Here is a 16,789-nt window from a genome sequence, read left to right on the forward strand (position 1 = left end):
TACCTCTTTTGAATGCCCAATCTTAAAATAACTGCTCAAAAGCTTCAATCAGACTGTTAACTTCCTCAAGGGTGTTGTAATGTACCATACTCACCCGGACTATTCCACCTTGTGAAGCTAACCCCAAGTATTCAATAAGCCGTTTAGCGTAAAAGTCTCCGTAGCGAATCCCAATATGATGTTGGTCAATTTTTGGCGGAATGGTTGAGCTATTCATTCCATCTACTACAAAAGATATAGTCGGTACACGGCATTGACGGTCAGCATTTGGTTGGCCAATTACCCGGACATTAGGCTTACTGTTGAGGTAGCTTAGGAGGCGATCGCTAAGTTCTTCTTCATGTATGCTAATTAAATCAAACGCTTGCACCATCTGACTTCTCAAATCAGGTGCAGTTTTATCGCCGTAGTGCAGTTGTGCTAATTCACTTAAATAATCACATAAGCCTAACATTCCATAACTTAATTCAAAATTGACATTCCCTAACTGAAATTTATAAGGTATATCTGTCTGTTGAATAAAATAATGATTAAGTCCGGGCAATCTTAATAAATGTTCTTCTTTGCCATAAAGTAAGGCATGGTGTGGCCCGTAGACTTTATAACAACTCAAAGCATAAAAATCAACATCCAAATCTTGCACATCAACTAATCTATGGGGTGCATAAGCTACACCATCTACACAAATCATCGCGTTGCGATCGTGTACAAATGTAGCAATTTCTTTGATTTGGTTAATAGTTCCCAAAACATTAGACGCATGAGTCAAAGTTACTAATTTGGTGCGCTGACTCATCAATGCTTCTAAATCTGCTAAATGAAGTTCTAAGGTATCTGGGCGAATTTGCCATACTTTAACCTTAATTCCTTGTTTTTCCAAAGCCACCCAAGCACCAATATTGGCTTCATGGTCACAATTAGTAACAATAATCTCATCACCAGATGTAAAGGTTTGACCTAGACAAATTGAGAGAACTTTCAACATCATTGTCGTAGATGGGCCCATCACTACTTCTTTAGAAGAATTGGCATTAATCAAAGTAGCCATTCCCCTAGTTGCTAAAGCCAATCTTTCTCCCGCAAATTGAGAAACCGCATAAGAAGCTCCCAACTGGACATCGGAACTTAGGAGAAATTCGCTAATTCTATCTACTACTTTTTTTAGAGTTTGTGAACCGCCAGCATTATCAAAAAAAGTCCATTCACTAGCTAGCGCAGGAAAATATTGACGAACTTTATCAAGATTCAAAAGCATAGTATAAGTTTTGTAGAGAATGTTATTTACCCTAACCTACGTTTTGGCAAGTAGCCCAAAGAGTATCTACATCTGCTATTTACAGCTTCTTATATTAGCGTTATTGCTCTGCAAAAATCTCTCTTGGGGGGGTATACTGGGAAACTCAAAGAGTATCTTACTGAGATATCTAAGTTCCAGCAAGAGTTAATGTCTTGATTCTTCACAATTCTCGCCAATTTATTTGATAAGTTTGAGGTAGAGTCAAAGAAACCATTGTTTTGATTCTTAATTCCTTGATTGAAAATAAAGGAACGACCTATGAACACTACGGTTAAATACGACATCGAAGTTATCAAGGAAGAAGCACTTCAACTTGTTAAAAAAAGACTTGTTAACCGTCAGCAGACGATTTATACCCTATGTAAATATATTCCTCATCGTGACTGGGTTAATTTTGAACTTGAGTTAGAAAAAAACGAATTTCTACTCAGAGATAGAATTATCGACCTACTCAATCATGAATCTTGGGAAGATGATACAGGCTGCATCTAGAAGCAGTGCCCCATTAGCAGTATCCCGATAAAATCAAAATTAAAAATTCATTTTTCATGCATTTAAAACCCTCGAGTTAAGTCGGGGGTTTTAAACAAGATAGGACTTACACAAAACTACACATGGTAGGGACAATACCCTGCGGGTTCGCTGAAAGCGTTCTCGTAAGAGTAGCCGCTCCGCATCTACATGAATTGCCCCTACCAGAGAATCAGGGTTTTGACTATTGTTTGCGTAAGTCCTAGAAGAAATTATTGAAGTCAACAATAAATCTTAATGAATGGGTTAGGTGCTGGAAAATAGCAGAGAACCAGTGCTAGCGTTACAAATTACGAATTGTTAATGGCTGATTAGAGGCAAGGCATCTATTAGCCATTCCTATGTAGAGGCGATAAATGAGATAACAATCGAAAATCAAGCTTTTTTAGACTTGATATTTCTAGCCGTGTCAGTTAATACCTCATGGTTGAACTATAGCCTTACACTTTATGACAATTACTTGCCCAATTATTGAGAGCTGAATTATACCAAAACGATCACGGTAAGTTCAGATTAGGCAGATAAATCTTGTAGCCCTATCCATTCTTTGATAGGTTGCCATTGGCTTGCGTAAACAGTATTATTTTTACATTTTTCTTTTTGAGGCTTCCTAGGTATTTTCCCTATGACAGCTTCGGTGAATAAACTGGATTCGTTCAGCTTATAAACTGGCATTTCTTGCCAGCAGTGGCGACAAAACCAGTAACTATCTGCACCGCGTATATGTTCTAAAAGTAAGCTTGAACAGCAAGGACAGTAATTCATATTTTCTCAAACCTGTTAATAAAAGTGTTATTGCAAATCAGAGTAGTCATTTGACAAGCACGTAGATATTTAAAACAACTTGTTTATATTTTGACTATAGTTTAAAAAAATGAGGAACTTGTGAAGAAATTTAAGATACTTAATATTTTTGCAATATTTATACATACTTTTTAAGTAATAACTTTAGGCTATTGAGAAATTCTCTAATTATCTGGACTTAAGAGCAGCCTCAATACTTGTCGGGTTTTGGGGAAAAGGGGAAAGGGAAAAGGGAAAGAAAAAACCTTTAACCCTTCCCCTTTAACCTTTTCCCCAAACCCAATTCTGAGTTCAAAATCCAAAACCCGAGTAGTATTGAGAACAGCCTTACTGGTGGCGTGCAACTCGCTATGATTGAATAAAAATGTCAAACCCTTTTCCTTTAAGGCTTCTGTCTCTTGAAAGTGTGGCTGGAGCCTTATCAATAAAAGCCAAAAGTACAAATGTTCGGGAGCAAGGTTTTAATCTTTACACTCTTCAATTAATTTCAAATATTTCATACTCATAAGACTACCAAGACCATCAATTAGGGTAATCTCTTGAGATAGATGATCTGCTATCTCTAATTTGACAATAGAATGAGTTTAGCAATTCTAAAATTCTATCTACTTCCTGGTTTAGTTACTAACTTGTATCGTATCGCCTGTGTTAGGTCTTGTAAGGTTTACAGGGCAAATAGTTGATTTATTAGCAATTGCAGCAGAATAATTATTGATTTTCAACAATTTACTTACTCTAGCTTTTATTATTTCGTACTGATATCGAAAAGATCATTAGAATTGACGAATTAACTATGCGATTCAACGATCCTCTGATTAACATACCTAGTTTAACTAATGTTATTAATCGTTCTCCCTTAACGATTAGCATTGATAGTTTTGTAGTCGAAGCTATTGCCTTAATGAGTCAAGAAATAGCTAACAATTATGCACCTATTAGTTTAAATTCATTAGATTTAGGCTTGAGAACTCAACCACTAACTAGTTGCATCTTCGTTTTGGAGGCAGGAAGATTATTAGGTATTTTTACAGGAAAGGACGTAATCAAACTCATAGCTTCTGGAGTAGACTTCTCTACGCTGACAATGGCTGAAGTGATGACGCAGCCAGTAGTTACCCTTAGACAATCAGATTCTAATGATATTTTCATTGCCTTGTCATTATTGCGTCAGCATCAGACTGACTATTTGCCCGTTTTGGACGATCGCGGGCAATTACTAGGAATCATTACCCAGACTAGCCTGCTACAAGCATTTGACTTGGTAAAAATGATTGGGGTCGTTGAAGGCTTGCAAGAATATTTACAAAAACCCACAGATGAATTCAGGCGGGTTAATCAGCCAATTGAGATAGAGCAAGTCCGCAGCCAAACTCAAAATTACTTAAAAGTATGGGTTGAGGCACAATCGGCTGAAATCATGCAAGTTAATCAGGAACTTCAGCTAGCTCTCGAAGAACTCCAAGTAGTGGAAGAAGAACTACGCGAACAAAACGAAGAGTTGTCTCTTGCCCGTGAGCTAGTAGAATTGGAGCGCCAACGTTACCAGGATTTGTTTGAATTTGCTCCAGATGGTTATTTGGTAACTGATGTAGCAGGGATTATCCAAGAGGCTAATCGAGCGGCAGCAACCATGCTGGCTGTCCGGCAAAAATATTTACGAAACAAACCATTAATTTTATTTATTGCTCATCAAGACCGTCAGGCTTTTAACGCCCAACTAAATAATTCGCAGCAGTTACAGGAGTGGGAAATTTCCCTAAAACCACGCGGGGGTAAAGCTTTTCCGGCTAGCGTTAGAGTTGCTGCCATGTATGATTCAGAAGGGGATCTTGTTGGCTGGCGCTGGTTACTTTGCGATATTCGCGAACGTCAACAGACAAAGGAAGCACTGCGCCAAGCTTACGAGGAGTTAGAACAACGAGTGGTGGAACGGACAGCAGAACTTGCCATGTCCAACGTTTTGTTGCGACAAGAAATTACCGATCGCCAACGCGCAGAACTTGCATTAAGGCAAAGCGAAAACCTCTATCGCCAACTTGTGGAAAGTCAAATTGACATAGTTATCCGCATTGATTTGCAGGGGCAGATTACCTTCGCTAACATGGCTGCCTGTCAAACCTTCGACTGGAAACAAGATGAGTATCATGGTCAGTCATTTTGGCAATTTTTTCACCCAGATGACTTGCCTCAAGTGATGGAGAATATCACAGCTTTAGGATCTTCATCCCAACCCTTGACTAATTTTGAGCAACTGATATTTACAGTTAAAGGTATTCGTTGGTTTCAATGGAATGCGATCGCAATTCATGATGACAAAGGAGAAGCTGTTGAAATCCAAACGGTAGGCAGAGATATTACCGAACAGCAAGCCGCGTTACACCAACGCCAACTTGCCGAAGCCGCATTACACCAAAGCGAGGAGAAATTTCGCACTTTTGCCGAAAATACCCATGCAGTCATCTGGATTGCCAGCCCAGATTCATTCCGAACCTTGTACGTTAGTCCTGCTTATGAAAAAATTTGGGGTCGCTCTTGCCAAAGTCTATTGGAGCAGCCTGAGTCCTGGATAGACAACGTTTATCCAGACGATCGCGAGCTAACCGCCAAAGCAGCAAAGCAACAACTTAGTGGTGAGGCAGCTTCAGCAGAATACCGAATTTTGCGACCTGATGGATCGGTACGCTGGATTTGGGATCGGAGCTTTACTGTTTATGATGACCAAAGAGAAGTTCAGTTTTATGGTGGCATCGCCGAAGATATCACCGAGCGTAAATTGGCCGAAGAGTCATTGCGAGAAAGTGAAGCGCGATTGAGTTTAGCTACCGAAGCAGCCCAAATGGGCATCTGGGATCGGAACCTGATCACCAATACTTGTATTTGGTCTGCCAATATGGGGCCACTTTATGGTCTACCGAGCAACACCTTGTGTCCAAGCCTTGAAGATTATTTCAATTTAATCCATCCAGAAGACCGGGAATCTGTGGCTGTGAATATAGCTCGGATGATTGCGGAAGGACAGGGATCTATAGAGTATCGGATTATCTGGTCCGACGGCAGCCTACACTGGTTAAACTGCAAAGGTCAGACTTACTATAACGAAATTGGTCAGCCGATTCGGATGATCGGCACAAATAGGGATGTCACTGAGCGCAAGCTGGCGGAACAAAAAATTTCCGAACAAGCTGCTCTACTTGATATCGCCACCGATGCCATATTAGTTAGAGATTTCCAATCTCAAATATTAGTTTGGAATAAAGGTGCAGAGAGGATGTATGGTTGGCTCTCTACAGAGGTTATAGGAAAAGACCTCCGGAAAATTTTGTACCCAGCAGGAACCCAGCACCAACTGGAAGTACCGCTAAAAAGTGTAATTGAGAGTGGCTCGTGGCAAGGTGAGTTATTTAAAGTGACAAAATCCGGTAAAGAAATTGTTGTGCAAAGCCGATGGACATTGATGCGCGATCCTGAAGGAAAACCTAAATCTATCCTGAGTGTTGACACTGACATCACCGAAAAGAAACAACTTGAAGAACAGTTCTTTCGCGCTCAAAGATTGGAGAGTATTGGTATCCTTGCAGGTGGTATTGCCCACGACTTAAACAATATATTGACACCAATTTTGGCAGCAGCCCAATTGATACAAGGAAAATTTTTCCAAGACGAAGAGCGGTTTGGGCAACTGCTAGCACTTGTAGAAAGCAATGCCCAACGTGGAGCAGCTTTGGTGAAGCAAGTCTTGTCATTTGCACGAGGATTTAAAGGAGAGCGGATAATTATCCAAGTTAAGTATCTGATTTCAGAAATTATCCAAATCGTTAAAGAAACATTTCCCAAATCTATTGAATTGTCCACGATTATCCCAGAAGACACTTGGCCTATCACTGGGGACATCACACAGCTGCATCAAGTGTTGATGAATCTGGTAGTAAATGCCCGCGATGCTTTACCAGATGGTGGCAAGATCACAATTTCTGTAGAAAATAAGTTTATTGATGAAGCTTACACCAGAATGAATCTCGATGCCCAAGTTGGGTATTACATTATGATTACCGTTGCCGATAACGGAGTTGGGATACCGCCAGAAATATTAAATAGAATTTTTGAGCCATTTTTCACTACAAAAGAAGTCAACACAGGTACAGGACTCGGACTTTCAACAGTGTTAGGCATCATTAAAAGCCATGCCGGTTTTATCAAAGTGTCTACTAATGTTGGTAAAGGCAGCAAATTTGACCTGTTTTTACCAGCAGTGGAAGCAACTGAAGCGTTCAATATAGAAGACCTGGATGTCCTTCCAGGAGAGAGAGAATTGATCTTAGTTGTAGACGATGAAGCTCAAATTAGAGAAATTACTGCAATCATTTTAGAAAACTATAACTATAGGATAGTAGCTGCCAGCAATGGCATAGAAGCGATCGCACTCTATGCCCAATACAAGCATCAAATCAATGCCGTGTTGATGGATATAATGATGCCGGAGATGGACGGAATCACCGCTATTCGCACCCTGCAAAAAATGAACAACCAGGTTAAAATTATTGCCTGTAGCGGACTGAACTCGATGGAAATCTTTGCTCAAGCTTCTGATGCTAATGTGAAAGCAGTTTTATCAAAACCCTATACGGCCAGAGAATTATTGAAAAGTTTACACAACTTATTTAGAAGCAGTGCTGAGTTATGAGCTAGGAGTAGGTATTGTGTATTGGTAAGAATTAATTCCCAATGCAATACTGCTCGATTAAGAATTTTTAACTCGGAATTGGGTTTGGGGAAAAGGTTAAAAGGTAAAGGTTAAAGGTTTTTTCTTTCCCCTTTCCCCTTTTCCCCAAAACCCGACAAGTATTGATTCCCAATGCCCTATCCCTCACAAGTTCCTCAAATTGTTTTCTTAAATTTAGAGGGTGGCCAACATTGATAAAATGGGATAAATGTAGCTAATGAATATTGTTAGGAAGATTAACGATCAGTTAGCGATCGCCGGACAAATTACACTAGACCAGCTCAAACAAATAGCTGATGAGGGTTATAAGTCTGTATTGAACTTACGTTTACCCGATGAAACAGGCTTGTTAGCTGAAGAACAGGAGAAGACTGAGTTTTTGGGATTATACTACGTTAACTTCCCAACCAAAACTGAGGACATTAATCATCAAAGTATGCTCCAGATATATCAAACGATCGCTGAATTACCCAAACCGACTCTGATACATTGTGATAATTCAATTCGTTCCGCCGCAATAGTATTGTTGTATATCGCTATCAAACAGGGCATAACTTTTGAAAAAGCCCTGCAAAAAGTTATTACTTTAGGCTTAATATAATTATAAATTAAATTTATTTTTAATATAATAAAGAATTCAGGATTAAGAATTAATAATTAATTCGGTGCAAAAACCCTCACATCGCTAGCGCTACACTATCAGTGATGGATCGGAATTCTCTATTTTCTTGATTCCTATAGCGGTTCTCGAATGGAAGCAATACAGTTTGACCTCTCTCCTTTTAGGCTACGGTGTAGACACAAGTCAAATTACCCCTCTCAATCCCCCCAATGGATTGGGGGGAAGTCGGAAATCTAGTTCCCTCGCCTTTCCAAGGGGAGGGTTAGGGTGGGGTAAAAACCACTAGAGCTAGTCACAGAAGATTTGATATTTGCTTGGCTCTGATTTGTTGTAGATGTAGACGAATTTGAAACCTGGCTATTGTCTTTAATTAAACGGCTGTAAGTTCGTTGGGGAATAAAGTGGAGTGGATTGTAACCAACGAAACGCAAAATTAGTACACAAGCCCAGGAATATCTACCATCACTAATGGCTTCCATAACTTGCTCTAATTGTTCTGGACTAATGGCTTTGTGAAAATTTTTCCCAGAAGAAGAAATGTGGTAGTTCATAGCTAACCTGATGTAACTTATCTAAATCGAGGTGTATCAGTTTATGCCACCATAAGCTGTTGCTGGAATTGGGCTGAGTAGTATGTCTGCAATACAACGACGACGGATGATAATTTTAGCAGTGACTGTTTTACCAGCCTTTAATCTGCTTACATTTGGTTTGATTATGCTAAAACTTGCTGGATTTAACTTATTTATGGAGTAATTTTCTACTAGCGATCGCTCAAATTTGGCTGTATTGCTTGACCGAGAATAGTGTTTTATGCTTGATTGAGAACTAACTACTATACATAGAATAATCTGTCTTTGCTGTTACTCCAGCCAAATTGACAGTTTTTTGAATTGGGCATTGGGCAAAACAGTTCCGTTAGCGGATAGCTAAGGTTTAGCCCGTGAAGCGTTAGGAGTTACGAATTCTCCCCTTCCCCCTGCTCCCTCATCCCATAGATTTGAAGTCCTCGCAAGGTTTCATCCCATAGCTAGACGCGCGTGGTCTTTATAGTTACCTACTATTAGGTGGGAAATGTACCTCACGGAACCGGAGACTGGAGAAAAGAATGAGGTCGTGGACTAGCTAAAGTTTTGGAATTCGTCATCATGTATGAACTAGTTCAAGCTGTCTTCAACGGTGATGAAAAAACTGCTCTGCATCAGTTAATTTATACGTTGAGTGCTTCAGGTAAGGGTTATTTTCTGAGAAATGAGATTTTGCAAGCTTTTGCCGATTACTGTCATGAATCCCAAAAGCCAGCCTATTTTTACCACTCTTCTTGTATTGGCAAACTGATACAGTACACTCACGAAATAATTATTGAACAAGAAAGTACCTGGTTCGTGATTCGGCCCAAGATTGCTAACCAGGAAGTTTGGCGATTGACAGCCAATTTAGATAGCTTCGAGCAGATGACGCAACAAGCGCTGCTAGATGTAAGAGATCGCTTAGTCAACCGCTACCAACCCGGTATCCTCGAAATCGACCTTCACCCCTTTTACGAGGATTCTCCAAGAATCGACGACCCGAGAAATATTGGTCAAGGTTTAGCCTACCTTAACCGTTACCTGTGTAATCAATTGTTGACTGACCCTGAATATTGGGTAGAAATGCTGTTTCAAGCATTACAGGGGCTACAACATGATGGGATTCGGCTGCTGTTGAGCGATCGCATTCCCTCCGGTATTCATTTAGCCAAACAAATTAAGCTAGCGCTCAAATTACTGAATGAGCGATCGCCTGATGAACCTTATGAAAAATTCCGCTTAGACCTCCAAGAACTCGGCTTTGAGCCAGGTTGGGGTAACAATGTGGCACGAGTCTCCGAAACCCTAGAACTCCTCGACCGACTCATTTACTCTCCAGAACCGGGCATATTAGAAGCATTTGTGGCCCGCGTCCCCGCCGTTTTTCGCGTCGTCCTCATTTCCATCCACGGCTGGGTTGGACAGGAAGATGTTGTCGGAAGAGATGAAACACTCAGTCAAGTTATCTACGTCCTCGAACAAGCTCGCAGCTTAGAAAACGAACTGCGCGAACAAATCAAACTCGCTGGACTAGACCAGCTAGATATCAAACCCCATGTAATTATTCTCACCCGACTAATTCCTAACTGTGAAGGGACATTTTGTTACCTGCCCCTAGAAAAAGTCGAAGATACTGAAAATGCTTGGATATTGCGCGTTCCTTTTGGTGAATTCAATCCAGAAATTACTAACAATTGGATTTCTAAATTTGACATTTGGCCTTATTTAGAACAATTTGCTTTAGATGCAGAAAAAGAATTACTAACTCAATTCAAAGGTAAACCTAATCTTCTTGTTGGCAATTACAGTGACGGTAACTTAGTGGCTTCTCTTTTATCTCGCCGGATGAAAGTTACTCAGTGCAATATTGCCCATTCTTTAGAAAAGCCTAAGTATCTATTTAGTAATTTATATTGGCAAGATTTAGAAAATCAATACCACTTTTCGGCACAATTCACTGCTGATTTAATTAGCATGAATGCAGCCGACTTCATCATCACATCCTCCTATCAAGAAATTGTCGGCACACCAGACACTATAGGTCAATACGAATCGTATAAATGCTTTACTATGCCGCAGTTGTATCACGTAGTTGATGGGATTGATTTGTTTAGTCCCAAATTCAACTTAGTACCACCGGGAGTAAATGAAAGTATTTTCTTTCCCTGTAGTCAGAAAGAAAACCGAGATTCTAACCTTTGTACAGAAATTCACGACCTACTCTTTATCCGCGAAGATCCCCAAATATTGGGTCATTTAGATAGCCCTAATAAGCGACCAATCTTTTCCGTTAGTTCCATCAGTTCAATCAAAAACCTTGCGGGATTAGCTGAGTGCTTTGGTCAAAGTCAGAGGTTGCAAGAGCATTGTAACTTGATCCTCTTGAGTAGTAAACTGCATCCTGATGAAGCTACAAACCCAGAAGAAGCAGAAGAAATCCAAAAACTCCACAATATTATTGATCAATATCATCTCCATAGTAAGATTCGCTGGCTGGGGATGCGTATTCCTAGCAGCAGCCTTGGCGAAGCCTACCGAGTAGTTGCAGATTGTCAGGGGATTTCTGTCCACTTTGCCCGCTTTGAATCCTTTGGGCGGAGCATTTTAGAAGCAATGATTTCTGGCTTGCCAACTTTCGCAACTCAATTTGGCGGTTCTTTAGAAATTATCGAAAACCAAGAGGAAGAATTTAATGTTAATCCTACAGATTTGGTAGAAACAGCAAAGAAAATTTTAGATTTTATTGAACAATGCAATACTCATCCTGAACATTGGTACGAAGTCTCAGAATGGATGAGTCAGCGAGTTCATAACCGATACAATTGGCATTTACATAGTAATCAATTACTACTACTGGCAAAAATGTTTACTTTTTGGAACTTTGTTGCACCAGAAAATAACGACGCCAGAGATCGCTATATGGAAACATTATTCCATCTCATTTATAAACCTAGAGCTGAAAAGATTTTAGAAAAGCACATGGGGCTAATTCGTAATTCGTAATTGTGACTGGATGGGGATTTTGAGTCTATGAGGAGGTGTTATACCAATTTTTTATGAAGCTGCATATAATTCGATCCCCCCTAGCCCACGCCAGTCGCTCCACTTGGGGAGACCCCAGACGCTCGATGACTCGCTACCGCGCAGCGTCTCGCAGAGAAGACCGCGCTGGCTCCCCTTAATAAGGGGGGAACCAGAAAAACATCTATCAAAGTCCCCCAATTTATCGGGGGATTTAGGGGGATCAAGATATATGCAACTTCACATTAAATTGGTATTAGAACTTGAAGCATTAGGCTCAAAGACTTATTCATCCACCTCTGAATCAAATTTCCCAATTCCCCATTCCCCATTCCCCATTCCCCATTCCCCATTCCCTACTCCCCACTTTATGCAAACAAAAGACCGTTCTCGCCATTTTATTTACACAGACTGGATATTAATCGAAACCCAGTTTGATCCTGACCAATTACAATCTAAAGAAACCGTCTTTACAATCGGCAATGGATACTTGGGAACTAGAGGTAGTTTTGAGGAAGGGTATCCTCATTCATTACCAGCTACTTTTATCAACGGTGTCTACGACGATGTGCCGGTAGTGTACACGGAACTAGTAAATTGCCCTGACTGGCTACCCTTGATAGTAATTGTGAATGGCGATCGCTTCCGTCTCGATCAAGGTGAGGTATTGAGCTATGATCGCCAACTCGATCTCCGTCAGGGATTAGTCATTCGGGCTTTGCGTTGGCGTTCTCCTAGTGGAAACACCATAGACATCAGCTTTGAACGCTTTGCCAGTCTCGCAGATCCGCACGTGTTGGCGCTACGCTGCCATTTAACGCCAATAGATTTTGATGGGTTAATCGAAATTCAAGCTAGTATCAACGGCTATCCTGAAAATCAGGGTTTTAATCACTGGGAAGGACTAGATCAGGGTAAAACTGACCAGGGAATCTGGTTACAACGCCGCACCCGCCACTCCCGAATTGAACTTGGGATGGGAGCTAAGGTGACAATCTTAGGCGCTGAAGCATCTTTGCAAGTCAATACCGCACCTGGTTATCCAACCTTAAGCAGTAACTTCTTAGCTAAGGCGCAACAGACTGTAACAGTAGAAAAATTAGTGACAGTTTTTACCTCACAGGAGATTGATACCCCAGTCTCAGCCGCTCAAGAAAAACTCGCCCACCTGCCAGACTACCCAACCCTACAAAAAGCCAATCAGCAGGCATGGGATAAGGTTTGGCAGCAAAGTGACATCCTAATTGAGGGGGATAGCACAGCTGCTTTTGCTGTTCGCTACAATGTGTTTCAGCTGCTGATTGCTGGCGCACGCAATGATGATAGGGTGAGCATTCCTGCTAAAACACTTTCGGGGTTTGGCTATCGCGGTCATATATTTTGGGATACAGAAATTTTTATGCTGCCCCTATTTATATTTACCCAGCCAGCGATCGCCCGAAACTTACTTACTTACCGTTGGCACACCTTACCAGGAGCTAGACGCAAAGCGGCCCATTACGGCTATAAAGGGGCAATGTTTGCCTGGGAAAGTGCTGATACTGGAGATGAAGTAACACCACGTTGGGCGCTCGGAAATGATTTTTATGGTGAAGATGTGCGGATTTGGTGTCGCGATCGCGAAATTCATATCAATGCAGATATTCCCTACGCCGCTTGGAATTACTGGCAAACCACTGGTGATGATGAGTGGATGCAAAAGTGTGGCGCAGAGATCATCTTAGATACCGCTATCTTCTGGGCTAGTCGAGTAGAATTCAATCCTGAGCGTCAACAGTATGAAATTCGCGGTGTGATCGGAGTGGATGAATACCATGAACTCGTTCACAACAACGCCTTTACAAACCGGATGACGCAATGGCATTTAGAGAAAGCGATCGCAGTCTATGATTGGCTGGTTCAAAAATTCCCCGAACGAGCCAGAGAATTAGAAGAAAAACTACAACTCACTGTCCAAGATCGATCGCACTGGCAAGATATTATCAACAAAATATTGTTTCTCTATGACCCAGTAACAGAACTCATCGAGCAGTTCGAGGGATTTTTCCAATTAGAAGATATAAATTTAGCAGACTACGAACCACGCGATCGCTCTATGCAACCGATCTTGGGTGTTGAGAAAATTAACAAATATCAAGTAATCAAACAACCAGATATATTGATGCTTCTTTATTTAATGCGAGAATCAGCAGATTTTCCCTACAGCGAAAAAGCATTGCAGGCAAACTGGGATTACTACGCACCCCGTACCGATATTACTTATGGTTCTTCCCTTGGCCCAGCAGTTCACGCCATCTTAGCTTCCGATTTGGGCAAATCAACCGAAGCTTACGAAGTGTTTCTGCACGCATTAATGGTGGATCTTGAAGATAACCGAGGTAACACCAGCGATGGAATTCATGGTGCTAGTGCTGGTGGCATTTGGCAAGCTGTGATTTTTGGATTCGGTGGTATCCAAATCACCGAAAATGGCCCAGTAGCTAACCCTCATCTGCCCGATAGCTGGACGCGCCTGAAGTTTAAACTGCATTGGGGCGATAAATGGCACGACTTCGATCTCCGCAAAGGGCCAGTCCGCCAAGATATAAATCGTCAACTAGAATATCTCCAACTTTCCCTATCTCCAAATCCCCCCTCAAATGAGGTAGGGGGCAGGGGGCAGGGGGCAGGAGTGATTCTTCTTTATCTGTCTCATCTTCCCCAATCCCGAATCCCCAGTCCCCCAACATCCAAGGATTCATTTTCGATTTAGATGGTGTGCTGACAGATACAGCAGAACTTCATTATCTAGGTTGGAAGAAGTTAGCAGATGAAGAGGGTATACCATTTAATCGGCAGGATAATGAAGCGCTGCGGGGTGTATCTCGTCGTGCTTCCCTCATGCTAATTCTTGGGGATAGACCATATTCGGAAGCACAAATCCAAGAGATGATGGAGCGGAAGAATCGCTACTATGTGGAATTGATTCAAAATATGACATCCAAGGATTTGTTACCGGGTGCGATCGCCTTCTTGGATGAACTGCGACAAGCTGGGATTAAAATCGGCATTGGTTCAGCCAGCAAAAATGCCCGTACAGTAATCAAGCGATTGGGCATTGCTGATAAAGTAGATGCGATCGCAGACGGTTATAGTGTACAGAAACCCAAACCAGCACCCGATCTATTTTTGTACTCAGCCAAGCAGCTAGGACTTGAACCAACGCAATCTGTAGTTGTAGAAGATGCCGCAGCAGGCATTGAGGCGGCTCTAGCTGCTGGGATGTGGGCAGTAGGACTTGGCCCCGTTGAACGAGTTGGAGCCGCTCATGTTGTCTTACCCAGCCTAGAAGGTATCAAATGGGCAAATTTAAGAGCCAAATTGAGTGACATTGCTAGACAAAAACATTCAGGGACTTCCAAATAAAATTTATCAAACCAATGGCATCAAAGTTAAACTCAAGCGATGAAACTGATAACTAAAAGAATGTAGAGACGTAGCAATGCTGCGTCTCTACAAGGTTTAAGGATCTGACTTTTCACGGTATCTGGAAAATCCCTCCTAAAAGCAGAGAGACTTTGAATTTCCCCCTTCCCGCCGTCAAAAAGGGTGTTAGGGGTTGAGTTTTTCGATTTCATTTTTGGATATCTCTAATAACTGTTGAACAGCAAAAGCTAAGATCGTCCAAGTAGGGAATCTAAAATAAAACCCAACTTTAGAATCCAAATTAGGAGTAAGAGCGTGAATTTGGACGATTTAGCCTTACAGATAGAGCTTATGCGTAAGCGCATCGCCCTTTTGCAACGCCAGAGTGAACAGCAAAAAGCACAGGAAGATATTGAAGTCATCACAGATGTATTCAAGGAACTCTACCTAGCTTTGGAAGAAATGCAAATAGTTAATAAAGACTTACAGCAACAGAATGAAGAATTATTTAACGCTCAACAGTCCTTAATAGCACAAGGTCAACGCTACCAGGAACTGTTTGAGGAAGTACCAGATGCCTATTTGGTAACTGATCCAAGAGGAGTAATTCAGGAAGCTAACTCTGCCGCCCAGAATACATTGAACATCTCAAAGAATTTGCTGTTGGGCAAAGCTTTAGGAATTTTTGTGCTTGAGAAAGAACTGATTGCTTTTCATTTGAAACTGACTCATCTGAGCGATCGCGCCGAAACTCCAGACTGGAAAATGCAAGAGTGGGAAGTAAATCTGCGGCCACGTAACAAAACACCCATTATTGCTGCGATAAAGGTGGCTGCTATCCGTAATCAACAAGGCAACTTAGTTGGTCTGCGTTGGCTATTGCGCGATATTAGCGAAAGCAAGCGCACTCAAGCCAAGCTGCAATGGGCAGAAGAAGCGATGCGACTAGCGCTTGCCAAAGAAAGAGAGTTTAGTGAACTTACATCCCGGTTGCTCACCACCGCCTCTCATGAGTTTCGCAACCCTTTGGCTACCATCCACTCTTCGGCAGAACTACTAGAACATTATCGCCATCTATGGAGCGACGAGCGACAACAGATCCACCTGCGTCGCATTCAAACATCTGTTATGCATATAACCCAGTTGTTGAATGATTTATTGGTGCTGAATCAGGATGAAACAGGCAAGTTAGAGTTTAATCCAACACCCCTAAATTTGGTCGAATTTTGCCGCAATCTATTAGAAGAATTAGAACAGAGCGATCGCTCCCAACATGCGATCGTTTTTAGCAGTGAGTGCCAATGCACCTCAGCTAACCTAGATGCAAAACTACTGCGACAAATCTTGAGTAATTTATTCTCGAATTGTCTAAAATACTCTCCCATTGGTAGCACAGTTAAGTTTTCTGTAACCACTGCCAACGAGCGAGCTATATTCCAGACTCAAGACTCTGGTATTGGCATTCCTCCTGCTGACATTGAACACATATTTGAACCTTTCCATCGCGCCAGTAATACAGGCAATATCCCAGGAATGGGATTAGGGATGTCCATAGTCAAGCAGGCTGTAGATTTACATGGCGGCGAGATTATTGTCGAAAGTGCGATCGATGCAGGAACTACCTTTACAGTCATCCTGCCATTTTCGAGAAATTTGTATGTATAGTCGCTTGCACTAATGTTTCTTTTTATTGGTTTACTATTGAATGTTCTTAACTTCCAATGGATGCGTAGACCCCCAATTTCAGGCAAACAAGCTGCGAGAATCACTGACAACATTGAGTTTCAAGCTAGATACAAGTAAGTGGGCGTAAATAATTG

The 16,789-nt window shown here is 41.5% G+C and carries 9 protein-coding genes and 1 pseudogene; 7 read left to right on the top strand and 3 right to left on the bottom strand.

Annotated features, from left to right (window positions below; translation table 11 throughout):
• Window positions 1-22: 22 nt before the first annotated feature.
• A complete protein-coding gene (locus IQ274_RS17545) occupies window positions 23-1,255 on the bottom strand; it encodes a cysteine desulfurase-like protein (protein ID WP_194142992.1) in 1,233 nt (410 codons plus the stop codon).
• Window positions 1,256-1,555: 300 nt separating this feature from the next.
• Here IQ274_RS17545 and IQ274_RS17550 point away from each other — a divergent pair, with 300 nt between their 5' ends.
• The gene (locus IQ274_RS17550; RefSeq protein WP_163930436.1) at window positions 1,556-1,789 is read left to right on the top strand and encodes a DUF4327 family protein; all 234 of its coding nucleotides are present in this window, start codon (window positions 1,556-1,558) and stop codon (window positions 1,787-1,789) included.
• Window positions 1,790-2,341: 552 nt separating this feature from the next.
• On the opposite strand, the gene IQ274_RS17555 is transcribed toward IQ274_RS17550, so the two are convergent.
• Window positions 2,342-2,593 (bottom strand): hypothetical protein, encoded by a 252-nt coding sequence (locus tag IQ274_RS17555; protein WP_163930434.1) that lies wholly within the window; start codon window positions 2,591-2,593, stop codon window positions 2,342-2,344.
• A gap of 832 nt (window positions 2,594-3,425) precedes the next feature.
• On the opposite strand from IQ274_RS17555, the gene IQ274_RS17560 reads away from it, so the two are divergent.
• The gene (locus IQ274_RS17560) at window positions 3,426-7,313 is read left to right on the top strand and encodes a PAS domain S-box protein (protein WP_194142993.1); all 3,888 of its coding nucleotides are present in this window, start codon (window positions 3,426-3,428) and stop codon (window positions 7,311-7,313) included.
• A 256-nt stretch (window positions 7,314-7,569) separates the two neighbouring features.
• Window positions 7,570-7,953: a beta-lactamase hydrolase domain-containing protein gene (locus tag IQ274_RS17565; protein WP_194142994.1), complete on the top strand. Its 384-nt coding sequence runs from the start codon at window positions 7,570-7,572 to the stop codon at window positions 7,951-7,953.
• Between the two features lie 254 nt (window positions 7,954-8,207).
• Here IQ274_RS17565 and IQ274_RS17570 read toward each other — a convergent pair whose 3' ends face one another.
• The gene (locus IQ274_RS17570; protein WP_163930428.1) at window positions 8,208-8,525 is read right to left on the bottom strand and encodes a HetP family heterocyst commitment protein; all 318 of its coding nucleotides are present in this window, start codon (window positions 8,523-8,525) and stop codon (window positions 8,208-8,210) included.
• A gap of 82 nt (window positions 8,526-8,607) precedes the next feature.
• Between IQ274_RS17570 and IQ274_RS37395 the strand changes: the two genes are divergently transcribed.
• From IQ274_RS37395 to IQ274_RS17585, 4 genes and pseudogenes are all read left to right on the top strand, one after another.
• A complete protein-coding gene (locus IQ274_RS37395) occupies window positions 8,608-8,730 on the top strand; it encodes a hypothetical protein (RefSeq protein WP_265578552.1) in 123 nt (40 codons plus the stop codon).
• Between the two features lie 392 nt (window positions 8,731-9,122).
• A complete protein-coding gene (locus tag IQ274_RS17575) occupies window positions 9,123-11,546 on the top strand; it encodes a sucrose synthase (RefSeq protein ID WP_194142995.1) in 2,424 nt (807 codons plus the stop codon).
• Window positions 11,547-11,934: 388 nt separating this feature from the next.
• Window positions 11,935-14,969: pseudogene (pgmB, locus tag IQ274_RS17580) on the top strand (beta-phosphoglucomutase).
• 315 nt (window positions 14,970-15,284) lie between these two features.
• On the top strand, window positions 15,285-16,634 hold the full coding sequence (locus IQ274_RS17585; RefSeq protein WP_194142996.1) for an ATP-binding protein: 1,350 nt from the start codon (window positions 15,285-15,287) through the stop codon (window positions 16,632-16,634).
• Window positions 16,635-16,789: the final 155 nt, after the last annotated feature.

It is taken from the genome of Nostoc sp. LEGE 12447 (assembly GCF_015206985.1).
Taxonomy (GTDB): Bacteria; Cyanobacteriota; Cyanobacteriia; order Cyanobacteriales; family Nostocaceae; genus Nostoc.

What these genes read in the sequence shown, in the direction of transcription:
- IQ274_RS17545 (WP_194142992.1), bottom strand. Translation starts at nt 1,255, where the DNA reads ATGCTTTTGAATCTTGATAAAGTTCGTCAATATTTTCCTGCGCTAGCT.
- IQ274_RS17550 (WP_163930436.1), top strand. Translation starts at nt 1,556, where the DNA reads ATGAACACTACGGTTAAATACGACATCGAAGTTATCAAGGAAGAAGCA.
- IQ274_RS17555 (WP_163930434.1), bottom strand. Translation starts at nt 2,593, where the DNA reads ATGAATTACTGTCCTTGCTGTTCAAGCTTACTTTTAGAACATATACGC.
- IQ274_RS17560 (WP_194142993.1), top strand. Translation starts at nt 3,426, where the DNA reads ATGCGATTCAACGATCCTCTGATTAACATACCTAGTTTAACTAATGTT.
- IQ274_RS17565 (WP_194142994.1), top strand. Translation starts at nt 7,570, where the DNA reads ATGAATATTGTTAGGAAGATTAACGATCAGTTAGCGATCGCCGGACAA.
- IQ274_RS17570 (WP_163930428.1), bottom strand. Translation starts at nt 8,525, where the DNA reads ATGAACTACCACATTTCTTCTTCTGGGAAAAATTTTCACAAAGCCATT.
- IQ274_RS37395 (WP_265578552.1), top strand. Translation starts at nt 8,608, where the DNA reads ATGTCTGCAATACAACGACGACGGATGATAATTTTAGCAGTGACTGTT.
- IQ274_RS17575 (WP_194142995.1), top strand. Translation starts at nt 9,123, where the DNA reads ATGTATGAACTAGTTCAAGCTGTCTTCAACGGTGATGAAAAAACTGCT.